The following is a 15,055-nucleotide window of genomic DNA, read 5'->3' as shown; positions in this document are numbered from 1 at the left end:
CCCGCGTCCCCTTCCGGGGCGCGGGCCGCGTGGTGCTTCTCGGCGCGCTGTCGCCCGGCGCGCCGTTGTCCGGTGCGCCGCCGCTGGTCAGTGCGCCGGGTCGACCGGCGGCAGCGGGGCGTCGGGGCGGTCGACGGCGGCCCGCAGCAGGGTGAGCAGTCCGTCGGCCAGCCGCCGGGCGGTGGCCGGCTCGAAGAGGGCGCTCGCGTACTCCAGCTCGCCGGCGATGCCGGCCGGCCGCCCCGTCACCGGGTCGGTGTGCTCGGTCAGGGTGAAGAGCAGGTCCACCTTGGCGGTGCCGGTGCCCAGTTCACGCGCCCGGACGCTCAGGCCGGGGCAGCCGGGCAGCGGCGCCGGTGCGACCTGGAACGCCAGCAGGACCTGGAACAAGGGGTGGTGGCCGGCCGCCCGGGGCGGCGCGGTGAGCGCCACCACCCGGTCGAACGGCGTGTCCTGGCGGGCCAGGAACTCCAGGTCCGCCTCCCGTACCCGGGTCAGCAGTTCGGTCGCCGAGGGGTCGCCGGAGAGGTCGGTGCGCAGCACCAGGGTCTCGGCGAAGAAGCCGACCAGGTCCGCCAGGTCGCGCTCCGGGCGGCCGGCCACGACCGTGCCGAGGACCACGTCCGGGCCGGCGCCGATCCGGTCGAGCAGTCCGGCCAGGGCGGCGTGCACCGCCATGAAGACCGTGCAGCCGTGCCGTCGGGCGAGGTCGGCCAGCCCGGCATGCAGGTCGGCGGGGACGTCCAGCGGGATCCGTTCGGCGCTGCCGTCGTCCTCGGCCCGGGGCCGGTCGGTGGGCAGGACGGGTTCGGTGGGCGCCCCCGCCAGGGCGGTGCGCCAGAACGCGTCGTGCCGTCCCGCCTCGGCCCGGGCCCTGCGGTGGCGGCGCCGGGCGTGGTCGGCGAACCGGACCGGCAGCGGCGGGAGTTCGGGGGCCCGGCCGTCGAGCCTGGCCCGGTAGGCGGTGATCAGGTCGTGCAGCAGCGGCCCGACCGACCAGCCGTCGGCCGCGGTGTGGTGCAGCAGGAGCAGCAGGGTGGCCCGGTCGGGTCCGGTGTGCCAGAGCGAGGCCCGCAGCGGCAGGTCGACGGCGACGTCGAAGACGTCCTGGACCGCTCGGCGCAGTCGGCCGTCCAGCTCCGCCGGGGCGAGGTGGTGCTCGACCAGGTCGGGGCGGGCCTGTCCGGCGGGCACGACCAGCTGGTACGGGTCCCCGTCGTCGTCCGGGAGGAGGGTGCGCAGGGGCTCGTGGCGGTCGGTGAGGTCGCCCAGGGCGGCCCGGAGCGCGGCGGTGTCCAGGGACCCGCTCAGCTCGACGGCCAGCGGCAGGTTGTAGCGGGGCCCGGGGCCTTCCAGCAGGTCGATGAACCAGAGGCGGCGCTGGTTGGCGGTCAGCGGGGGCTGCCCGTTCTCCGGCTCGTCCGCTGTCGTACCCTCCGCCTCCTCCGCCCCGCCTGCCCCGACTGCCCCGCCTGCCCTGACTGCCCTGACTGCCCCGCCCGCCCCGTCTGCCCGGTCCGGCCCGCCCGCCGCTCCGGTCTCCGGCCCGTCCGCCGCCCCGGTTCCCGCTCCGTCCGGCTGGGCCGGTCGCGACGCGGCCCCGGGCGCGGCCGGGCGCGTGGGTGGCAGCTCGGCGATCTCGGCCAGCCGCCCGGCGAGGCCCGCCACGGTGGGTGCGGCGAGCACGTCGCGCAGGGTGGGTTCGAGCGAGAGCCGTTCGTCGAGCCGGGCGATCAGGCGTGCGGCGAGCAGCGAGTTGCCGCCCAGCGCGAAGAAGTCGTCCTCGGCGCCGAGCCGGCCGCCGCCGAGCACCTCGGCGAACAGCTCGGCCACGGCCTCTTCGAGCGGGCCCTCGGCCGGCCGGCCCTCGGCGCGCGCGGCGAGGCGCGGGGCGTAGGCCGGGCCCGCCAGGGCCTTGCGGTCCAGCTTGCCGCCGGGTGTGACGGGCAGGCGGTCCAGCCAGACGTACGCGGCGGGGACCATGTAGCCGGGCAGTGCGCGCCGGGCCCGTTCGTGCAGCCGTTCGGTGGCGGACTCCTGTCCGGTGGCGGGCTGCGGAGCGAGGTAGGCGACCAGGCCGAGGTGTTCCGGGTCGGCGCCGCGGGCGACGACGGCCGCCTGGCGGACCGCGGGGTCGGCGAGCAGCACGGCGGCGATCTCGCCGGGTTCGATCCGGTGGCCGCGGATCTTGACCTGGTCGTCGGCGCGCCCCCGGTACTCGGCGCTGCCGTCGGGGCGCAGCGCGACGCGGTCGCCGGTGCGGTACATCCGGCCGCCGGGTGCTCCGGCCGGGTCGGCGACGAAGCGGGTGGCGCTGAGCCCCCGGCGGCCGAGGTAGCCCTGGGCGAGGGTGGGCCCGGTGAGGTAGAGCTCGCCCTCGGCGCCGGCCGGGACGGGCCGCAGGTCGGCGCCGAGCACCCGTACGCCGGTGCCGGGCAGGGGAGTGCCGATGGCGGGCGCGGTGGTGCCGGCCTCGACCGGGGCGGTCAGCGACCAGATGGTGGTCTCGGTCGGCCCGTACAGGTTGGTCACGTCCACCGCCACCGCCAGCAGCCGGTCGGCGAGGGCCCGGGTGAGCGCCTCTCCGCCGACCAGGGCCCGGACGCCGCGCAGCCGTTCGGGCCGGCCGGCCAGCAGGCCCTGCCAGAGCGAGGGGGTCGCCTGGACGACGCCCACGCCGGTGGCGGCGACGAGTTCGGCGAGCGCCACCGGGTCGCCGCTCTGCCCGGAGTCGGCGAGGACGACGGTGGCGCCGGCCAGCAGGGTGCCGAGGAGTTCCAGGCCGGCGATGTCGAAGGCGACGGTGGTCGCGGCGAGCACGCGCTGTCCGGGGCCGATGCCCAGGCGCCCGGTCAGCGTGCCGAGGGCGTGCGCGTAGGCGCCCCGGCCGATCACCACGCCCTTGGGGCGGCCGGTGGAGCCCGAGGTGTGCAGGACGTAGGCGGGCAGCGCGGGGTCGGGGGCCGGCGGCTCCCACGGGGCGGCCGACGGCGCCGCGACGGTGTCGTCGTCGGCGCCGGACAGCAGGACGGGCAGGCCGTCGGGGGCCAGTGAGCGTCCGGCGGGGTCGGTGAGGAGGAGCCGGGGGGCGGCGTCCTGCAGGGTGAGGGCGATCCGGTCGGGCGGGAAGCCGGGGTCGAGCGGCAGGTAGGCGGCGCCGGCCCGGAGGACGGCGAGCAGGGCGATCACCAGCTCGGGGCTCCGGGGCAGTGCGACGGCCACCCGGTCGCGCGGCGCCACGCCGTGGTCGGCCAGCCGCCGGGCCAGGGCGCCGACCCGGCGGTCCAGCTGCCGGTACGTCAGTCGGCCGACGGTGCCCGCGCGGTCGCGGGTCAGCACGGCGACGCTCTGCGGACGGGTGACGGCGTGCCGGGCGAGCGCTTCGACGGGGTCGAGCACCCAGGTGGTGGCGGCCGAGCCGGCCAGGCCGTGCGGCGGGGGCGGGAAGGCGTCGACGGCGGCGGTCGCCTCGTCCCGGCCGAGGTCGGTCAGCACGGTGTGCCAGCCGTGGGGGATCGTCAGTTCCCGGGGCCACAGCGAGTACTCGGCGGCGTCGTTGCACAGGACGTGGTAGCGCCCCTGCGGGTCGTCGAATGGATCGTGCACTGTTCCTGCCTCCTGGCCGACCGATCGTCCCGTCATCTGTGACATGTGAAATGTTACCGACAGCTCGGGGTCGGCGTCAGCCGGATCCCGCGGCCGGCCGGTCGCCGCGCCACGGGGCCGAACGCCGGCGGCGGCCTCCCCGGGCGGCCCGGAGGAGGCCCTCACCCCCGCCGGCGCCGCACGAGCGCGCAGGTCAGGGGCAGGGGTGGTGACGTCCGGGGGGACCGGTGGCCGGGAGAATGGTGCGGACAGTCCCCCGGAAGTACAGAGAAAGCGAACCCCCACATGGATCTCGGCGTGCGCTGGAAGCTGCACGGTGACGGGCGTACGCCCGCACCGGGAGCGGTCGTCCGCCCCGACGAACGACTCTCCTGGCCCCGGACGGCAGGGCTCGGCGCCCAGCACGTGGTGGCCATGTTCGGCGCGAGCTTCGTGGCGCCCGTGCTGATGGGGCTCGACCCCAACCTGGCGATCATGATGTCCGGCGTCGCGACCGTCATCTTCCTGCTGGCGACCCGCGGCCGGGTGCCCAGCTACCTCGGCTGCTCGCTGTCCTTCGTCGGCGTGGCCGCGGTGATCCGGGCGCAGGGCGGCACCAGTGCGACGGTCACCGGCGCCGTGTTCGTGGTCGCCGTGGTGCTGTTCCTGGTCGGCAAGGCGGTCCAGCACTTCGGGGCGCGGATCATCCACGCCGCGATGCCGCCGATCGTCACCGGCGCCGTCGTCATGCTGATCGGCTTCAACCTCGCGCCCGTCACCGCCTCGACCTACTGGCCGCAGGACCAGTGGACGGCGCTGCTGGTGATGCTGTTCACCGGGCTGGCCGTGGTGTGCCTGCGCGGCTTCTGGTCGCGGGTGGCGATCTTCCTCGGACTGCTCTTCGGCTACGGGATCTCCTGGCTGTTCGACCGGGTCTTCGGGAAGATCCACTCGGTGGACGCGAGCGGACAGCTCACCGACCACTGGCGCCTGGACCTGTCGGGCGTCGGTTCGGCGGACTGGGTCGGCCTGCCCGCCTTCCACGGCCCGTCCTTCCAGTGGTCCGCGATCCTGGTGGCCCTGCCCGTGGTGATCGCGCTCGTCGCGGAGAACGCCGGGCACGTCAAGGCCGTGGGTGAGATGACCGGCCGGAACCTGGACGACAAGCTCGGCACCGCGATCGCGGCGGACGGCGTCGGCTCGATGCTCTCGACCGCGCTCGGCGGCCCGCCGAACACCACGTACTCCGAGAACATCGGCGTCATGGCCGCCACCCGCGTGTACTCCACCGCCGCCTACTGGGCCGCGGCCGGCTTCGCGCTGCTGTTCGGCGTCTGCCCGAAGTTCGGCGCCGTCGTGGCCGCGATCCCCGGCGGGGTGCTCGGCGGCATCACCGTCATCCTGTACGGCATGATCGGCCTGCTCGGTGCGCAGATCTGGATCAAGTCCGAGGTGGACCTGCGCAACCCGCTGAACCTGGTGCCGGCCGCCGCGGGCATCATCATCGGCATCGGCAACGTCACGCTGAAGTTCACCGACACCTTCAGCCTCAGCGGCATCGCGCTGGGCACGCTGGTCGTCATCACCGGCTACCACGTGCTGCGGGCGCTGGCCCCCGCGCACCTCAAGACGCAGGAGCCGCTGCTGGACTCGGGCACCTCCTCCTACGACGAGGGCACCGCGGGCACCGAGCACACCGAGGGCTCCGCGGACAGCTCGGGCAGCGCGGATCCCGGGCGCTCCGGGCACTCCGGGGAACCGGGCGGCGCGCAGCGGCACACCCGGTAGCCGTCCGCCCCCGCGGCGGCGGTGCCCGCGGCCGACCGGTGGAGTTGCCCGAAAGTGCCTCTGCCGGTCGGCCTGCTTGGCCCGCCGGGCCGGAGGTGGTCGAATCGCTCCGTGCGTCCGGGCCGACCGGCCCGGACGGCGTCCGTTCCGGCCACTCGACCACCCGGGAGAGGCATGTCCCTACTGTCGCACCGCCGCAGGACCGCCGTCGGCGTCGTGGCCCTCACCACGTTCGCGATCACCTGCGGCTCGGCCGCCGCCGGCAGCTCCGCCACGGCGGGCAAGGTCCTGTGGACCCCGAGCACCGGCAAGGGCCCGTCCTCCTTCGCCGCCGTCCAGTGCGCGCCGGGCGGCTTCGGCGTCGTCGAGGACTCCGCCAAGGGCGGTGTGTGGCGGGCGTTCCAGGCCGCGGGCGAGGAGCGCTGCGAGACGCTCGGCCCCGACCTGAAGGAGGGTGACACCTTCTACCTCGGCTGGTCGTCCAAGGTGGACATCAAGGACTCGAACAGCCGCTACGTCTTCCAGCTCAAGTGCTCGCCGAGCACCGGCACGGCGAACCACCCGATCGAGATCGACGCGACGACGGGGCGCATCCGCCTCCAGGAGTGGGACACCGACCACGTCGCGCACACGCTGTGGACCGCGCCGACGGCCAACGACCAGTGGCACTCCTATGCGCTGAAGATCCGCCTGGGCCGCACCGACGGCACCGTCGACTTCTGGTTCGACGGCGTGAAGCAGACCTTCACCACCGGCTCGGGCACCTTCGAGGGCACCACCTGGGACGGCACCCGCAACTACCTCAAGTGGGGCTCCTACCACCGGTCCCCGGGTGACGCGACGAACACCTTCACCAGCCCGGTGATGGCGACCACCCTGGAGGCGGCCACCGCCGGCTCGTGAGCGCCCGGCGGCGGACCGGAACTGCACCGGCTCGGCCTCACCGACGGCGTCCCGCGGCTGTTCAGCTGCGAGCCGGCCGCCGGCGGCCCGGCGCCCGCCGACCCGGCCTGGGACGCCGTGCGCGGGCGCCTGCGCGCCGCCGGCTTCAGGAGCTGCGGCCGGCAGGGCGCGGAGGCCAACACCGAGCTGGAGGGCGGCTGGTGGCAGACCCTCCCCCCGAAGAAGAAGCTGGACGAGCAGGACCTCCTCGACGCGTCGGAGCGGTTCCGCGCCGACACCTCGGCGAGGTGAGCGCCGCGGCGCCGCGCGGCCCGTCCGCCTCGTAGCATGGCCGGGCCCGCGCGGGTGCGGTGTTCCGGCCTCCGTACCGGAACGCCCGTGCGGGCCCGTACTGTGGTGCCGGCGGGAGGCCGGTCGCCGAGGGAGGGGAGCCGTTGCGCAGGGTGCCGCCGGAGATGTTCCGGTTCACGACGGGGGACAGGGCCGAGCTCTACGGCGCGATCCTCCAGGCCTTCGGCGCGGCCAACGAGCGGCTGGAGACAGCGCTCGGGCTGGACGGGGTCCGCGCCCGGCTGCGGACGGTGGGCTGGCTCGACGCGATCCACGACGACGACCTGCAGGACGCCCTGCAGAAGCTCAGGGAGTGGCAGCTGCTCGACGTCGTCCAGAACCACGCCGAGAACTACCGCACCGCGGAGGAGTACGAGCGCCGGAACCTCCAGTACTCCCTGACCCGGCGCGGCGAGGCCGCGTACGCCGGGGTCGAGCACGCCCTGTCGGTGCTCGCCTCGACGGGCGCGCTCCAGACGGCGGTGCTGGAGGCGATCACGGACCGCCTCGACGAGCTGTACGTCCTGCTGGGCGATCCGGTCTCCTCGGACCGCCGGGTCTTCACCACGCTGCAGGAGCTGGAAGGGCACCTGGAGGCGTTGCTGGCCAACACCAAGGCGTTCAACGGCGAGTTGCAGCGGCTGCTGCGCGCCGAGGGCGCGGACCTGGCGACCTTCCGCGAAGTGAAGGCCGCGACGGTGGCCTACCTGCAGGAGTTCCTGGTCGACCTCGACCAGCGGGGGCGGACGGTGGCCTCCGCCGTGGAGCGGGTCGAGCGGCACGGGGTGGGCCTGCTGCACGAACGGGCCCTGCGGGGCGCCGAGTTGCCGCCGGTGGCCGGGGGAGACCCGGCACCGCCGTGGCTGGAGCGGCGCCGCGCCCGGTGGGAGGGACTGCGCGCCTGGTTCCGGCCGGCGGACGGCTCCCGGCCGCGCGTCGAGCAGCTGCACGACGTGGCGCGCCGGGCGATCGTGACGCTGCTCCAGGTCCTCGACCGGATCACCGAGTCGCGGCGCCGCTCCTCCAGCGCCGTGCAGGACTTCCGCGAGCTGGCCCGCTGGTTCGCCGCCGCGCCCGCCGAGGAGGACCTGCACCGGCTCTGGTCGGCGGCCTTCGGACTCGGCCCGGCCCGGCACGCCCACCTCGCCCACCCCGATCCGGAACTGGTGCCGTCCTCCCGCACCTGGGCCGAGGCCCCGCCGGTGGAGGTGTCCGCCCTGCTGCGCACCAGCGGCCGCACCGAGCGGTTCACCCGGACCGGCCGGGTGCGCGACATCGGCGGCATCAAGGCGGCCCGGGCCGAGCGGGCCCGGAAGGAGCGCGCCGAACTCGACGCGGCCTGGGACATGCTGGTCACGGACGGCCCGGTGCGGCTCTCCGCGTTCGGCGAGCTGGACCACGCCGTCTTCGAGCGGCTGCTCGACCTGCTCGGCCGGGCGCTGGCGCACCGCCCGGACACCACCGGCGCCCGCCGGGCGGTCACCTCCGACGGGCGCGTCGAAGTCGTCCTCCGACCGGCTCCGGACGGCGGACGGGCGGTGCTGCGGACCGCCCGCGGGCGACTGGAGGGGCCCGACTGCCTGGTGGAGATCCGTGGCCAGGGCGGCGCGCCGGTGCCGCGCCGGGCGGGAGCGGCCGGATGAGCACCCTCGCCAACCAGCTCGTGACGGCAGAACGGGAGGACGTGGCCCGGGGGATCAGACTGCTGCTCGGCCGGCCGCTCGTCACCGAACGCGGGGATCCCGCCGCGTTCGGCCTGGTCCGCCGCAGACAGGACCCGCTGACGAAGTGGTTCGACTACCACTGCGGCTGGCAGCTGGTGGTGGAGCCGCGGCTGGGGTACGCCCGCCTGCTCAAGACCGGGACGGCGCCGGACGCCTCGCGCCCGGCCCGCCGGCTCCGCACCGGCAGGGCGCCGTTCGACCGCCGCCGCTACACCCTGCTGTGCGTCGCGGCGGCCGAGCTGCTGCCCGTGCCGGTCACCACCGTCGGCCTGCTCGCCGACCGCGTCGTCCGGGCCTGCGCCGCCGACGACGCGGTGCCGTCCTTCGACACCGCGAGCAGGGCCGAGCGGATGGCCTTCGTGGACGTCCTGCGGCTGCTGGAGTCGTACGGCGCCCTGCTCACCGTGGACGGCGCGACGGAGAGCTACGTCGACTCCGCGAAGGCGAAGGTGCTCTACCGGGTGGACGCCACGGTCCTGATGCGCCTGCCGGCCGCACCCGTCGGGGCGTCCAGGCTCGCCGTACCGGCCGACGAGGTGCCGCTGCGCTTCGAGGAGCTCCTGCGCGAGACGCGGCGCGAACTCCGGTACGGCGGCGCCGAGGCGTCCGAGGCGCAGCGCAACCTGCGGCTGCGGCACTCGGTGCTGCGCAGGCTCTTCGACGACCCGGTGCTCCACCACGACGAGCTGTCCGACGACGAACTGGCCTACCTCTCCTCGCCGACGGGCCGGCAGATCGTCCGGCGGGCGGCCGAACAGGGCGGCTTCCTCCTGGAGGAGCGGGCCGACGGACTGCTGCTCGTCGACCCGGACGGCATCGCCACGGACAGCCGGTTCCCCGACGACTCGGCCACCTCCCGCGTCGCGGCCCTGCTGCTGCTCGAACCGCTGACGGCCGCGCCCGGTGGGCTGACCCCGGAACAGCTCACCGCCGAGGCACAGGACCTGCTCCGCCGCTTCCCGCGGTGGGCGAAGAACTACCAGTCGCCCGACGGTGCCCAGTGGATGGCGGCGGACGCCGTGCGGGTCCTGACCGGCTTCGGCCTGGCCCGCCGGACCGGTGACCGCACGGTCGCCCGGCCCGCCGCGTTCCGCTACCGGGCCACCGCCACCGCTGCCGCCCCCGCCACCGTCAGCGCCCCCGCCACCGCTCCCGTCAGCGCCGCCGACCGTGCAGCCGCCGACGACCGCCCCGCCCCGTGACCCCGGAAGGCCCCCGCCGATGACCGTGACGCAGCTACCGCACCAGGCCGGGACCCCGGCGGCGGAAACCGTCCCGGCCGGAGCCGCGCGCTGGCAGCCCGCCCGGGCCGGCATCCTCAACGTCTGGCGCTACTACGACGAGACCTTCACCTTCCACCAGGGCCGGCTGCTGCTGCGGGGCCAGAACGGCACCGGCAAGTCCAAGGCCCTGGAAGTGCTGCTGCCGTTCCTGCTCGACGCGAGCCTGCGCCCCAACCGGCTGTCGACCTTCGGCGGTTCGGAACGCACCATGCACTGGAACCTGATGGGCGAGGGAGCGTCCGGCAAGACCCGGGTCGGCTACGTCTGGCTGGAGTTCGTCCGCACCCGCGACGGCCGCCCCGCCTGGTTCGGCTGCGGCGCCCGCCTCCAGGCCAGCGTGCACACCAGCGGAGTCACCGCCGACTTCTTCACCACCACCGGGCGCGTCGACCGGCCCGGCGGGCTCGCCCTGACCGACGACTCCGGTCGGCCCCTCACCCGCGCCGCCCTGGCCGAGGCCCTCCAGGGCCGGGGCGAACTCCACGCCTCCGCGAGCGACTACCGGGCCGCCGTCCGCACCACGCTCTTCCCCGGACTGAACGAGCAGCGCTACGACGCCCTGATCACCGCCCTGCTCCAGCTCCGCACACCCAAGCTCTCCGAGCGGCTGGACCCGTCCCTGCTCTCCTCCCTGCTCTCCCGGGCCCTGCCCCCGCTCGGCCAGGGGGAGATCACCGAACTCGCCGAAGGCTTCGAGCGCCTCGACCGCCAGCGCGAGCACCTGCGGACCCTCGACGAGGAGGTCGCGGCGGCCACCGCCGTCGCGGCCCAGCAGCGCGGCTACGCCCAGCGCGTCCTGCGCGCCGGGGCGGCCGCGCTGATCTCCGCGACCACCGAGATGGACAACCTCGGCCGGATCGCCAGGGAGAGCGAGGAGGAGCACGCCGCCGCTCTGGACGAGCGCGCGCGGACCGCGCACGGCCGGACGCAACTCGCCCACGCCGCCCAGGAGATCGAGGGCGGCATCGAAGGACTGCTCGACTCGGAGGCCTACCGGCAGGGCCAGGAGCTCGACCGGCTCCGCCGCCGGGCCGAGCACGCCGCCGACAACGCCGCCCGGCTGCGGTCCGGCGCCGACCGCCGCGTCCGGGCCGCCGCCGAGGACGCGGACCGGGGCGAGGAGGCCCGGATCCGGGCCGACCGGCGCGCCGAACACGCACGCGCGGCACAGGAGGACGCCCACGGCGCGGCCCGGCGCGCCGGCATGGAGTCCGTCTGCACCGAGGTGCGGACCATGCTCCGGGCCGAGGCGGAGGCCTCCGCCGACGCGGGCGGGCAGGGCCGGGACGCCCGCCGCCTGCTGCGCGGCGCGGTCGCGGCACGGCACGGCCAGCTCGCCGAGGTCCGCGCCGCCGTCGAACGGTACGAGCGGTCCGCGGCGGACCGCGCGGTCGCGGAGGAACACCTGGACGCGGCCGGCGGCCGGCTGGCCGAGGCGGCGTCACGGCGCGACGGGCACGTCCTCGGCTACCACCGGGCACTCGACGCCCACGCCGACCGGCTCCGCGGGTGGGCGGCGGCCGACTGCACCGAACTGCGCATCGACGACGTCGAGGAGCTCGTCTCCCGCGCCGCCGTCGAGACGGACGTGCTGGCCCTGGTCGAGACGGCGGCCCGGGCGGCCGAGAGCGACATCACCGCCCGGGAGACCACCGCCCGCGCCGCCCGCGCCTCCGCCGCCGGGCTGCGCGACCGGCTCGCCGACGAGCTGGAGCGGACCGTCCGGCAGACCGAGGTTCCACCCGCCGCGCCGCCCACCCGCACCACCGACCGGTCGGCCCTGGCCGGCGCACCGCTGTGGCGCCTGGTCGCCTTCCACGACGACGTGCCGCCCGCCGACCAGGCCGGCATCGAAGCGGCGCTGGAAGCGGCGGGCCTGCTGGACGCGTGGACGACCCCCGACGGAACCGTCGCCGTCCCCGGCCACGACACCCGCGCCGACCCGGCGGCGGCCGACCCCGCACCCGGCCCCTCGCTCCTCGACGTCCTGCGCCCCGAGCCCGGGGCCCCCGTGCCGGACGACCGGGTGCGGCGGCTGCTCGCCGGCATCGCCTACGGCCCCACCCTGCCGCCCGGCCACCCCGCGGCGATCGGAGCGGACGGCAGCTGGCGGCTGGCCACCGCGACCGGCAGCTGGGCGAAGGACGAGTCCTGCCTCATCGGCGCCGCGGCCCGGGAACGCGCCAGACAGCGCCGGATCGGGGAACTCACGGCCCGGCTGGCCGAGGCCGACGGCGCCGTCGTCGCGCTCGACGGCGAGCTGCTCGACCTCGCCGGACGCCGCGCGCTGCTCGGAGCCGACCTCCGCTCCCGTCCGCGCCACCACGAGGTGGACCGGGCCAGGCGCGACCGGGAGCGCGCGGAGTCCGAGACCGCCGTCCGCGAGGACGCCGTGCGGGAGGCCGCCGACCGCCTCGCCGGACAGGAGGAGGCCGTCGCCGCGGCCCTGCGCGCCCTCGCCGTCTCCTCGGCCGAACACGCCCTGCCGGCCGAGCGCGCCGCCCTGGACGCGCTGGCCGCCGCCGTCGACACGCTGCGCGAGCAGGCCGACGCCTGGCTGGACTCCCACCTCGCGTGGGCCGCGGCCCGGCAGGCCTGGCAGACCGCCCGCGCCCACGCCGAGGGCTCCCGGACCGCGGCGGAGGAGAGCGCGGCCGAGGCCGAGGAGGCCGAGGCCGACGCCCGGGGGCTCGGCGCCGTGCTCGAGGCCGTCGAGAGCACGGTCGGCGCGGGCTACCGCCAGGTGGCGGCCCGGATCGGCGACCTGCGGGCCGCCCTCGCCGGCACCAGACGGGAGATCGACACCCGCACCCGCACGCTCATCGCCCTGGAGGGCCGGATCGGCTCGCTCGACGCCACCATGGCGCAGGACGCCGCCAACCGGGACCGGGCCGTGGCCGCCCGCAACTCCGCCGCACTCCACTTCCGGCGCCTGTCCGTCCGCGGCTTCCCCGAGGACGCCGGCCTCGGCCTCGCGCTCACCGCCGAGGACGGCACCCGGGCCACCCTGGAGGCGGCCCGGGAGGTCGCCGCCCGGTGGCCGAACCTGCCGCACAGCCCCCGGAACCTCGGCGACGCCCTCAACCGCCTCTCCGAAGCCGTCCACCGCGCCCGCCAGAGCCTCAGCAACCGCGCCGACCTGGAGCTGGAGACGGACGAGGACGTCCACGTCCTGACCGCCTCCGTCGACGGCCTGCGGACCGGCGCGGCAGGGCTGCTCGCCACCCTCACCGCCGAACGCGACCGCAGCCAGGACGACATCACCGCCGGCGAGCGCAAGCTCTTCGACCGGACCCTCACCGGCGACACCCGCCGCCACCTCGCCTCCCGGATCCGCCAGGCGGGCGAACTGGTCGACCGGATGAACGGGCACCTCGAACGCGTCCGCACGGCCTCCCGGGTCGCCGTGCGCCTGCTCTGGCAGATCCACCCCGACCTCCCCGCCGGCACCAGGACGGCCCGCGAACTCCTGCTCAAGGACCCCGCCCGGATCACCGAGGCGGACCGCGACGCCCTGCACGCCTTCTTCCGCGGCCGCATCGAGGAGGCCAAGTCCCGCAACACCGCGGCCACCTGGGAGGAGCAGCTCGCCCAGGTCCTCGACTACACGGCCTGGCACCAGTTCGTCGTCCGGCTCGACCGCGCCAACGGTGCGGGCTGGCAACTGCTCACCAAGAAGCTGCACGGCGCCCTCTCCGGCGGCGAGAAGGCGATCGCCCTCCACCTGCCGCTCTTCGCCGCGGTGGCCGCCCACTACGAGGCGGTGCCGGAGGCGCCGCGGCTGATCCTCCTCGACGAGGTCTTCGTCGGGGTCGACACCGTCAACCGGGGCCAGGTCTTCGGGCTGCTCGCGGCGCTCGACCTCGACCTGCTGCTCACCTCCGACCACGAGTGGTGCACCTACCGCGAGCTCTCGGGCATCGCCGTCCACCAGCTGATCACCGGCGGGGACGGGGACGACGCCGTCACCAGCGCCCGCTTCACCTGGACGGGCGCCGAGTTGCAGGCCGACGACGGCACCGAGCCGCAGCCCGAGGGCGGTGGCGACGGCACGGCCCCGGACGCCGGGCCGCAGCCCGACGACGTCGCCGTGCCCGCGCCCGGGCCCGGTGACCGCCTCGCCGCGCCGCGGCCCGCCGCCGGCGTCGGCACCGGTGCCGGGACACCGGAATGACGGCACACCACCGGCTGGACCGCCCGGAGCTCAGGCCGCTCTGGCGAGCCGTCCACGACCGCCTCTCCGCCGGGCGGGCGGTCAGCCGGGTGCGCGTCGGCCCGCTGGACGCCGCGGCCCAGGAGGCCGTCGCCGACCTCCTCGGCCTCGACCGACTCCCCGGCCCCCGGCCGGTGATACCGCTCGCCCGGCTGGAGGAGGCCGTCGCCGACACCGGCGGCGACAGCGTGCGGACGGTCGTGACCGGCATCATCGGCCCCCTCCACGACCGCGCCGCCGAGCGGGACCGGGCCAGGAGCGAACGCGCCGGGCTGTGGGAGTGGCTGTCGCGGCACGAGACGGTCACCGCGGAGCCCGCCCTGGCCGACTGGGTCACCCAGCTACGGGCCAACGGCCTCGTCGACGGCTCGCCGGAGCGGACCAGGAGCCTCGCGGAGTCCGCCCTGACCGTCCTGGCCGCCCTCCCCGCCGGCGGAGAACCCCTTCCGGTCCTCTCCGCCCGCCTCCTCGACGGCGATTCGCACGCCCTCGACGACGGGACCCGCCTGTCCGCCCTCGTCCTGCGGGCCCTGGCGGCACGGTACGGCACCGACCCGCCCGACGGCGCCGACGGGCGGCGGGCGCTGTGGGGCCGGGCCGGAGTGGCCGACGACGAGCTCTCCAGCACGGTGCTCGCCGCCGGCCTCCGCCCCCTCGGGGACGGCCCGGCCGCCCGGATCGCCCGGATCTGCGCCGGAGCCGGGCAGGCCGCCAGCCTCACGCTCGCCCAACTGCGCGCGTCCGAATGGTCGTTCGGGATCGCCGGGCCGGTCCGCATCACCGAGAACCCCAGTGTGCTGGCCCTCGCGCTGCGCCGCTTCGGCCCCGACTGCCCACCCCTCGTCTGCACCTCGGGCTGGCCCAACACCGCGGTGCTCCACCTGCTGCGCCGCCTCGCCGCGGACGGCGCCTCGCTGCACCACCACGGCGACTTCGACGGCGAGGGGATCCGCATCACCGCCCACGTGCTGGCCAGGACCGGTGCCGCACCGTGGCGGATGGCCGCCGGGGACTACCGGTCCGCCGCGGCCCGGGTGCCGGACGGCCCGGACCCGGGGCGGCTCACCCCCGCGCCCTGGGACGCGGCACTCGTCGACGCGATGGCCGAACTGCGCACCACCGTGGTCGAGGAGGTGGTCGCCGACCTCCTCCTCGACGACCTGGCCGGACAGCGGCGGGGGAGCAGGTAGCAGCCGGGGCGGCCTGCTGCTCCCGCCGGCCCCGGCCCC

Annotated in this window: 8 protein-coding genes; 7 read left to right on the top strand and 1 reads right to left on the bottom strand. The window is 76.4% G+C overall.

Features of this window, described 5'->3' with window-relative positions:
* Positions 1-87 precede the first annotated feature (87 nt).
* A complete protein-coding gene (locus tag AC067J_RS38490) occupies positions 88-3,606 on the bottom strand; it encodes an amino acid adenylation domain-containing protein (protein WP_478307411.1) in 3,519 nt (1,172 codons plus the stop codon).
* A gap of 285 nt (positions 3,607-3,891) precedes the next feature.
* Between AC067J_RS38490 and AC067J_RS38485 the strand changes: the two genes are divergently transcribed.
* The 7 genes from AC067J_RS38485 (at position 3,892) to AC067J_RS38455 (ending at position 15,016) form a co-directional block, all read left to right on the top strand.
* Positions 3,892-5,373: a uracil-xanthine permease family protein gene (locus tag AC067J_RS38485; protein ID WP_478307409.1), complete on the top strand. Its 1,482-nt coding sequence runs from the start codon at positions 3,892-3,894 to the stop codon at positions 5,371-5,373.
* Positions 5,374-5,547: 174 nt separating this feature from the next.
* Entirely contained in the window at positions 5,548-6,276 is a 729-nt protein-coding gene (locus AC067J_RS38480; RefSeq protein ID WP_478307407.1) for a polysaccharide lyase family protein, read from the top strand.
* A gap of 117 nt (positions 6,277-6,393) precedes the next feature.
* Positions 6,394-6,567 carry a hypothetical protein gene (locus AC067J_RS38475; RefSeq protein ID WP_478307405.1) on the top strand — a complete coding sequence of 58 codons (174 nt, stop codon included), beginning with the start codon at positions 6,394-6,396 and terminating at the stop codon, positions 6,565-6,567.
* Positions 6,568-6,731: 164 nt separating this feature from the next.
* On the top strand, positions 6,732-8,249 hold the full coding sequence (locus tag AC067J_RS38470; protein WP_478307437.1) for a TIGR02677 family protein: 1,518 nt from the start codon (positions 6,732-6,734) through the stop codon (positions 8,247-8,249).
* Positions 8,246-9,532, top strand: coding sequence for a TIGR02678 family protein (locus tag AC067J_RS38465; RefSeq protein ID WP_478307403.1), 1,287 nt, complete (start codon positions 8,246-8,248; stop codon positions 9,530-9,532). The genes AC067J_RS38470 and AC067J_RS38465 overlap by 4 nt, the downstream gene beginning before the upstream one ends.
* A gap of 19 nt (positions 9,533-9,551) precedes the next feature.
* Positions 9,552-13,787 (top strand): TIGR02680 family protein, encoded by a 4,236-nt coding sequence (locus tag AC067J_RS38460; protein ID WP_478307401.1) that lies wholly within the window; start codon positions 9,552-9,554, stop codon positions 13,785-13,787.
* A complete protein-coding gene (locus AC067J_RS38455; protein ID WP_478307399.1) occupies positions 13,784-15,016 on the top strand; it encodes a TIGR02679 family protein in 1,233 nt (410 codons plus the stop codon). Before AC067J_RS38460 ends, AC067J_RS38455 begins: the two co-directional genes overlap by 4 nt.
* The last annotated feature ends 39 nt before the right edge of the window (positions 15,017-15,055 follow it).

The sequence above is a fragment of the Kitasatospora sp. NPDC042419 genome (assembly GCF_056437345.1).
This window is presented reverse-complemented; position numbering and strand designations above follow the sequence as displayed.

Excerpts from the sequence above, each read along its gene's own strand:
- AC067J_RS38485 (WP_478307409.1), top strand. The coding sequence starts at position 3,892 with ATGGATCTCGGCGTGCGCTGGAAGCTGCACGGTGACGGGCGTACGCCC.
- AC067J_RS38480 (WP_478307407.1), top strand. The coding sequence starts at position 5,548 with ATGTCCCTACTGTCGCACCGCCGCAGGACCGCCGTCGGCGTCGTGGCC.
- AC067J_RS38470 (WP_478307437.1), top strand. The coding sequence starts at position 6,732 with ATGTTCCGGTTCACGACGGGGGACAGGGCCGAGCTCTACGGCGCGATC.
- AC067J_RS38465 (WP_478307403.1), top strand. The coding sequence starts at position 8,246 with ATGAGCACCCTCGCCAACCAGCTCGTGACGGCAGAACGGGAGGACGTG.
- AC067J_RS38460 (WP_478307401.1), top strand. The coding sequence starts at position 9,552 with ATGACCGTGACGCAGCTACCGCACCAGGCCGGGACCCCGGCGGCGGAA.
- AC067J_RS38455 (WP_478307399.1), top strand. The coding sequence starts at position 13,784 with ATGACGGCACACCACCGGCTGGACCGCCCGGAGCTCAGGCCGCTCTGG.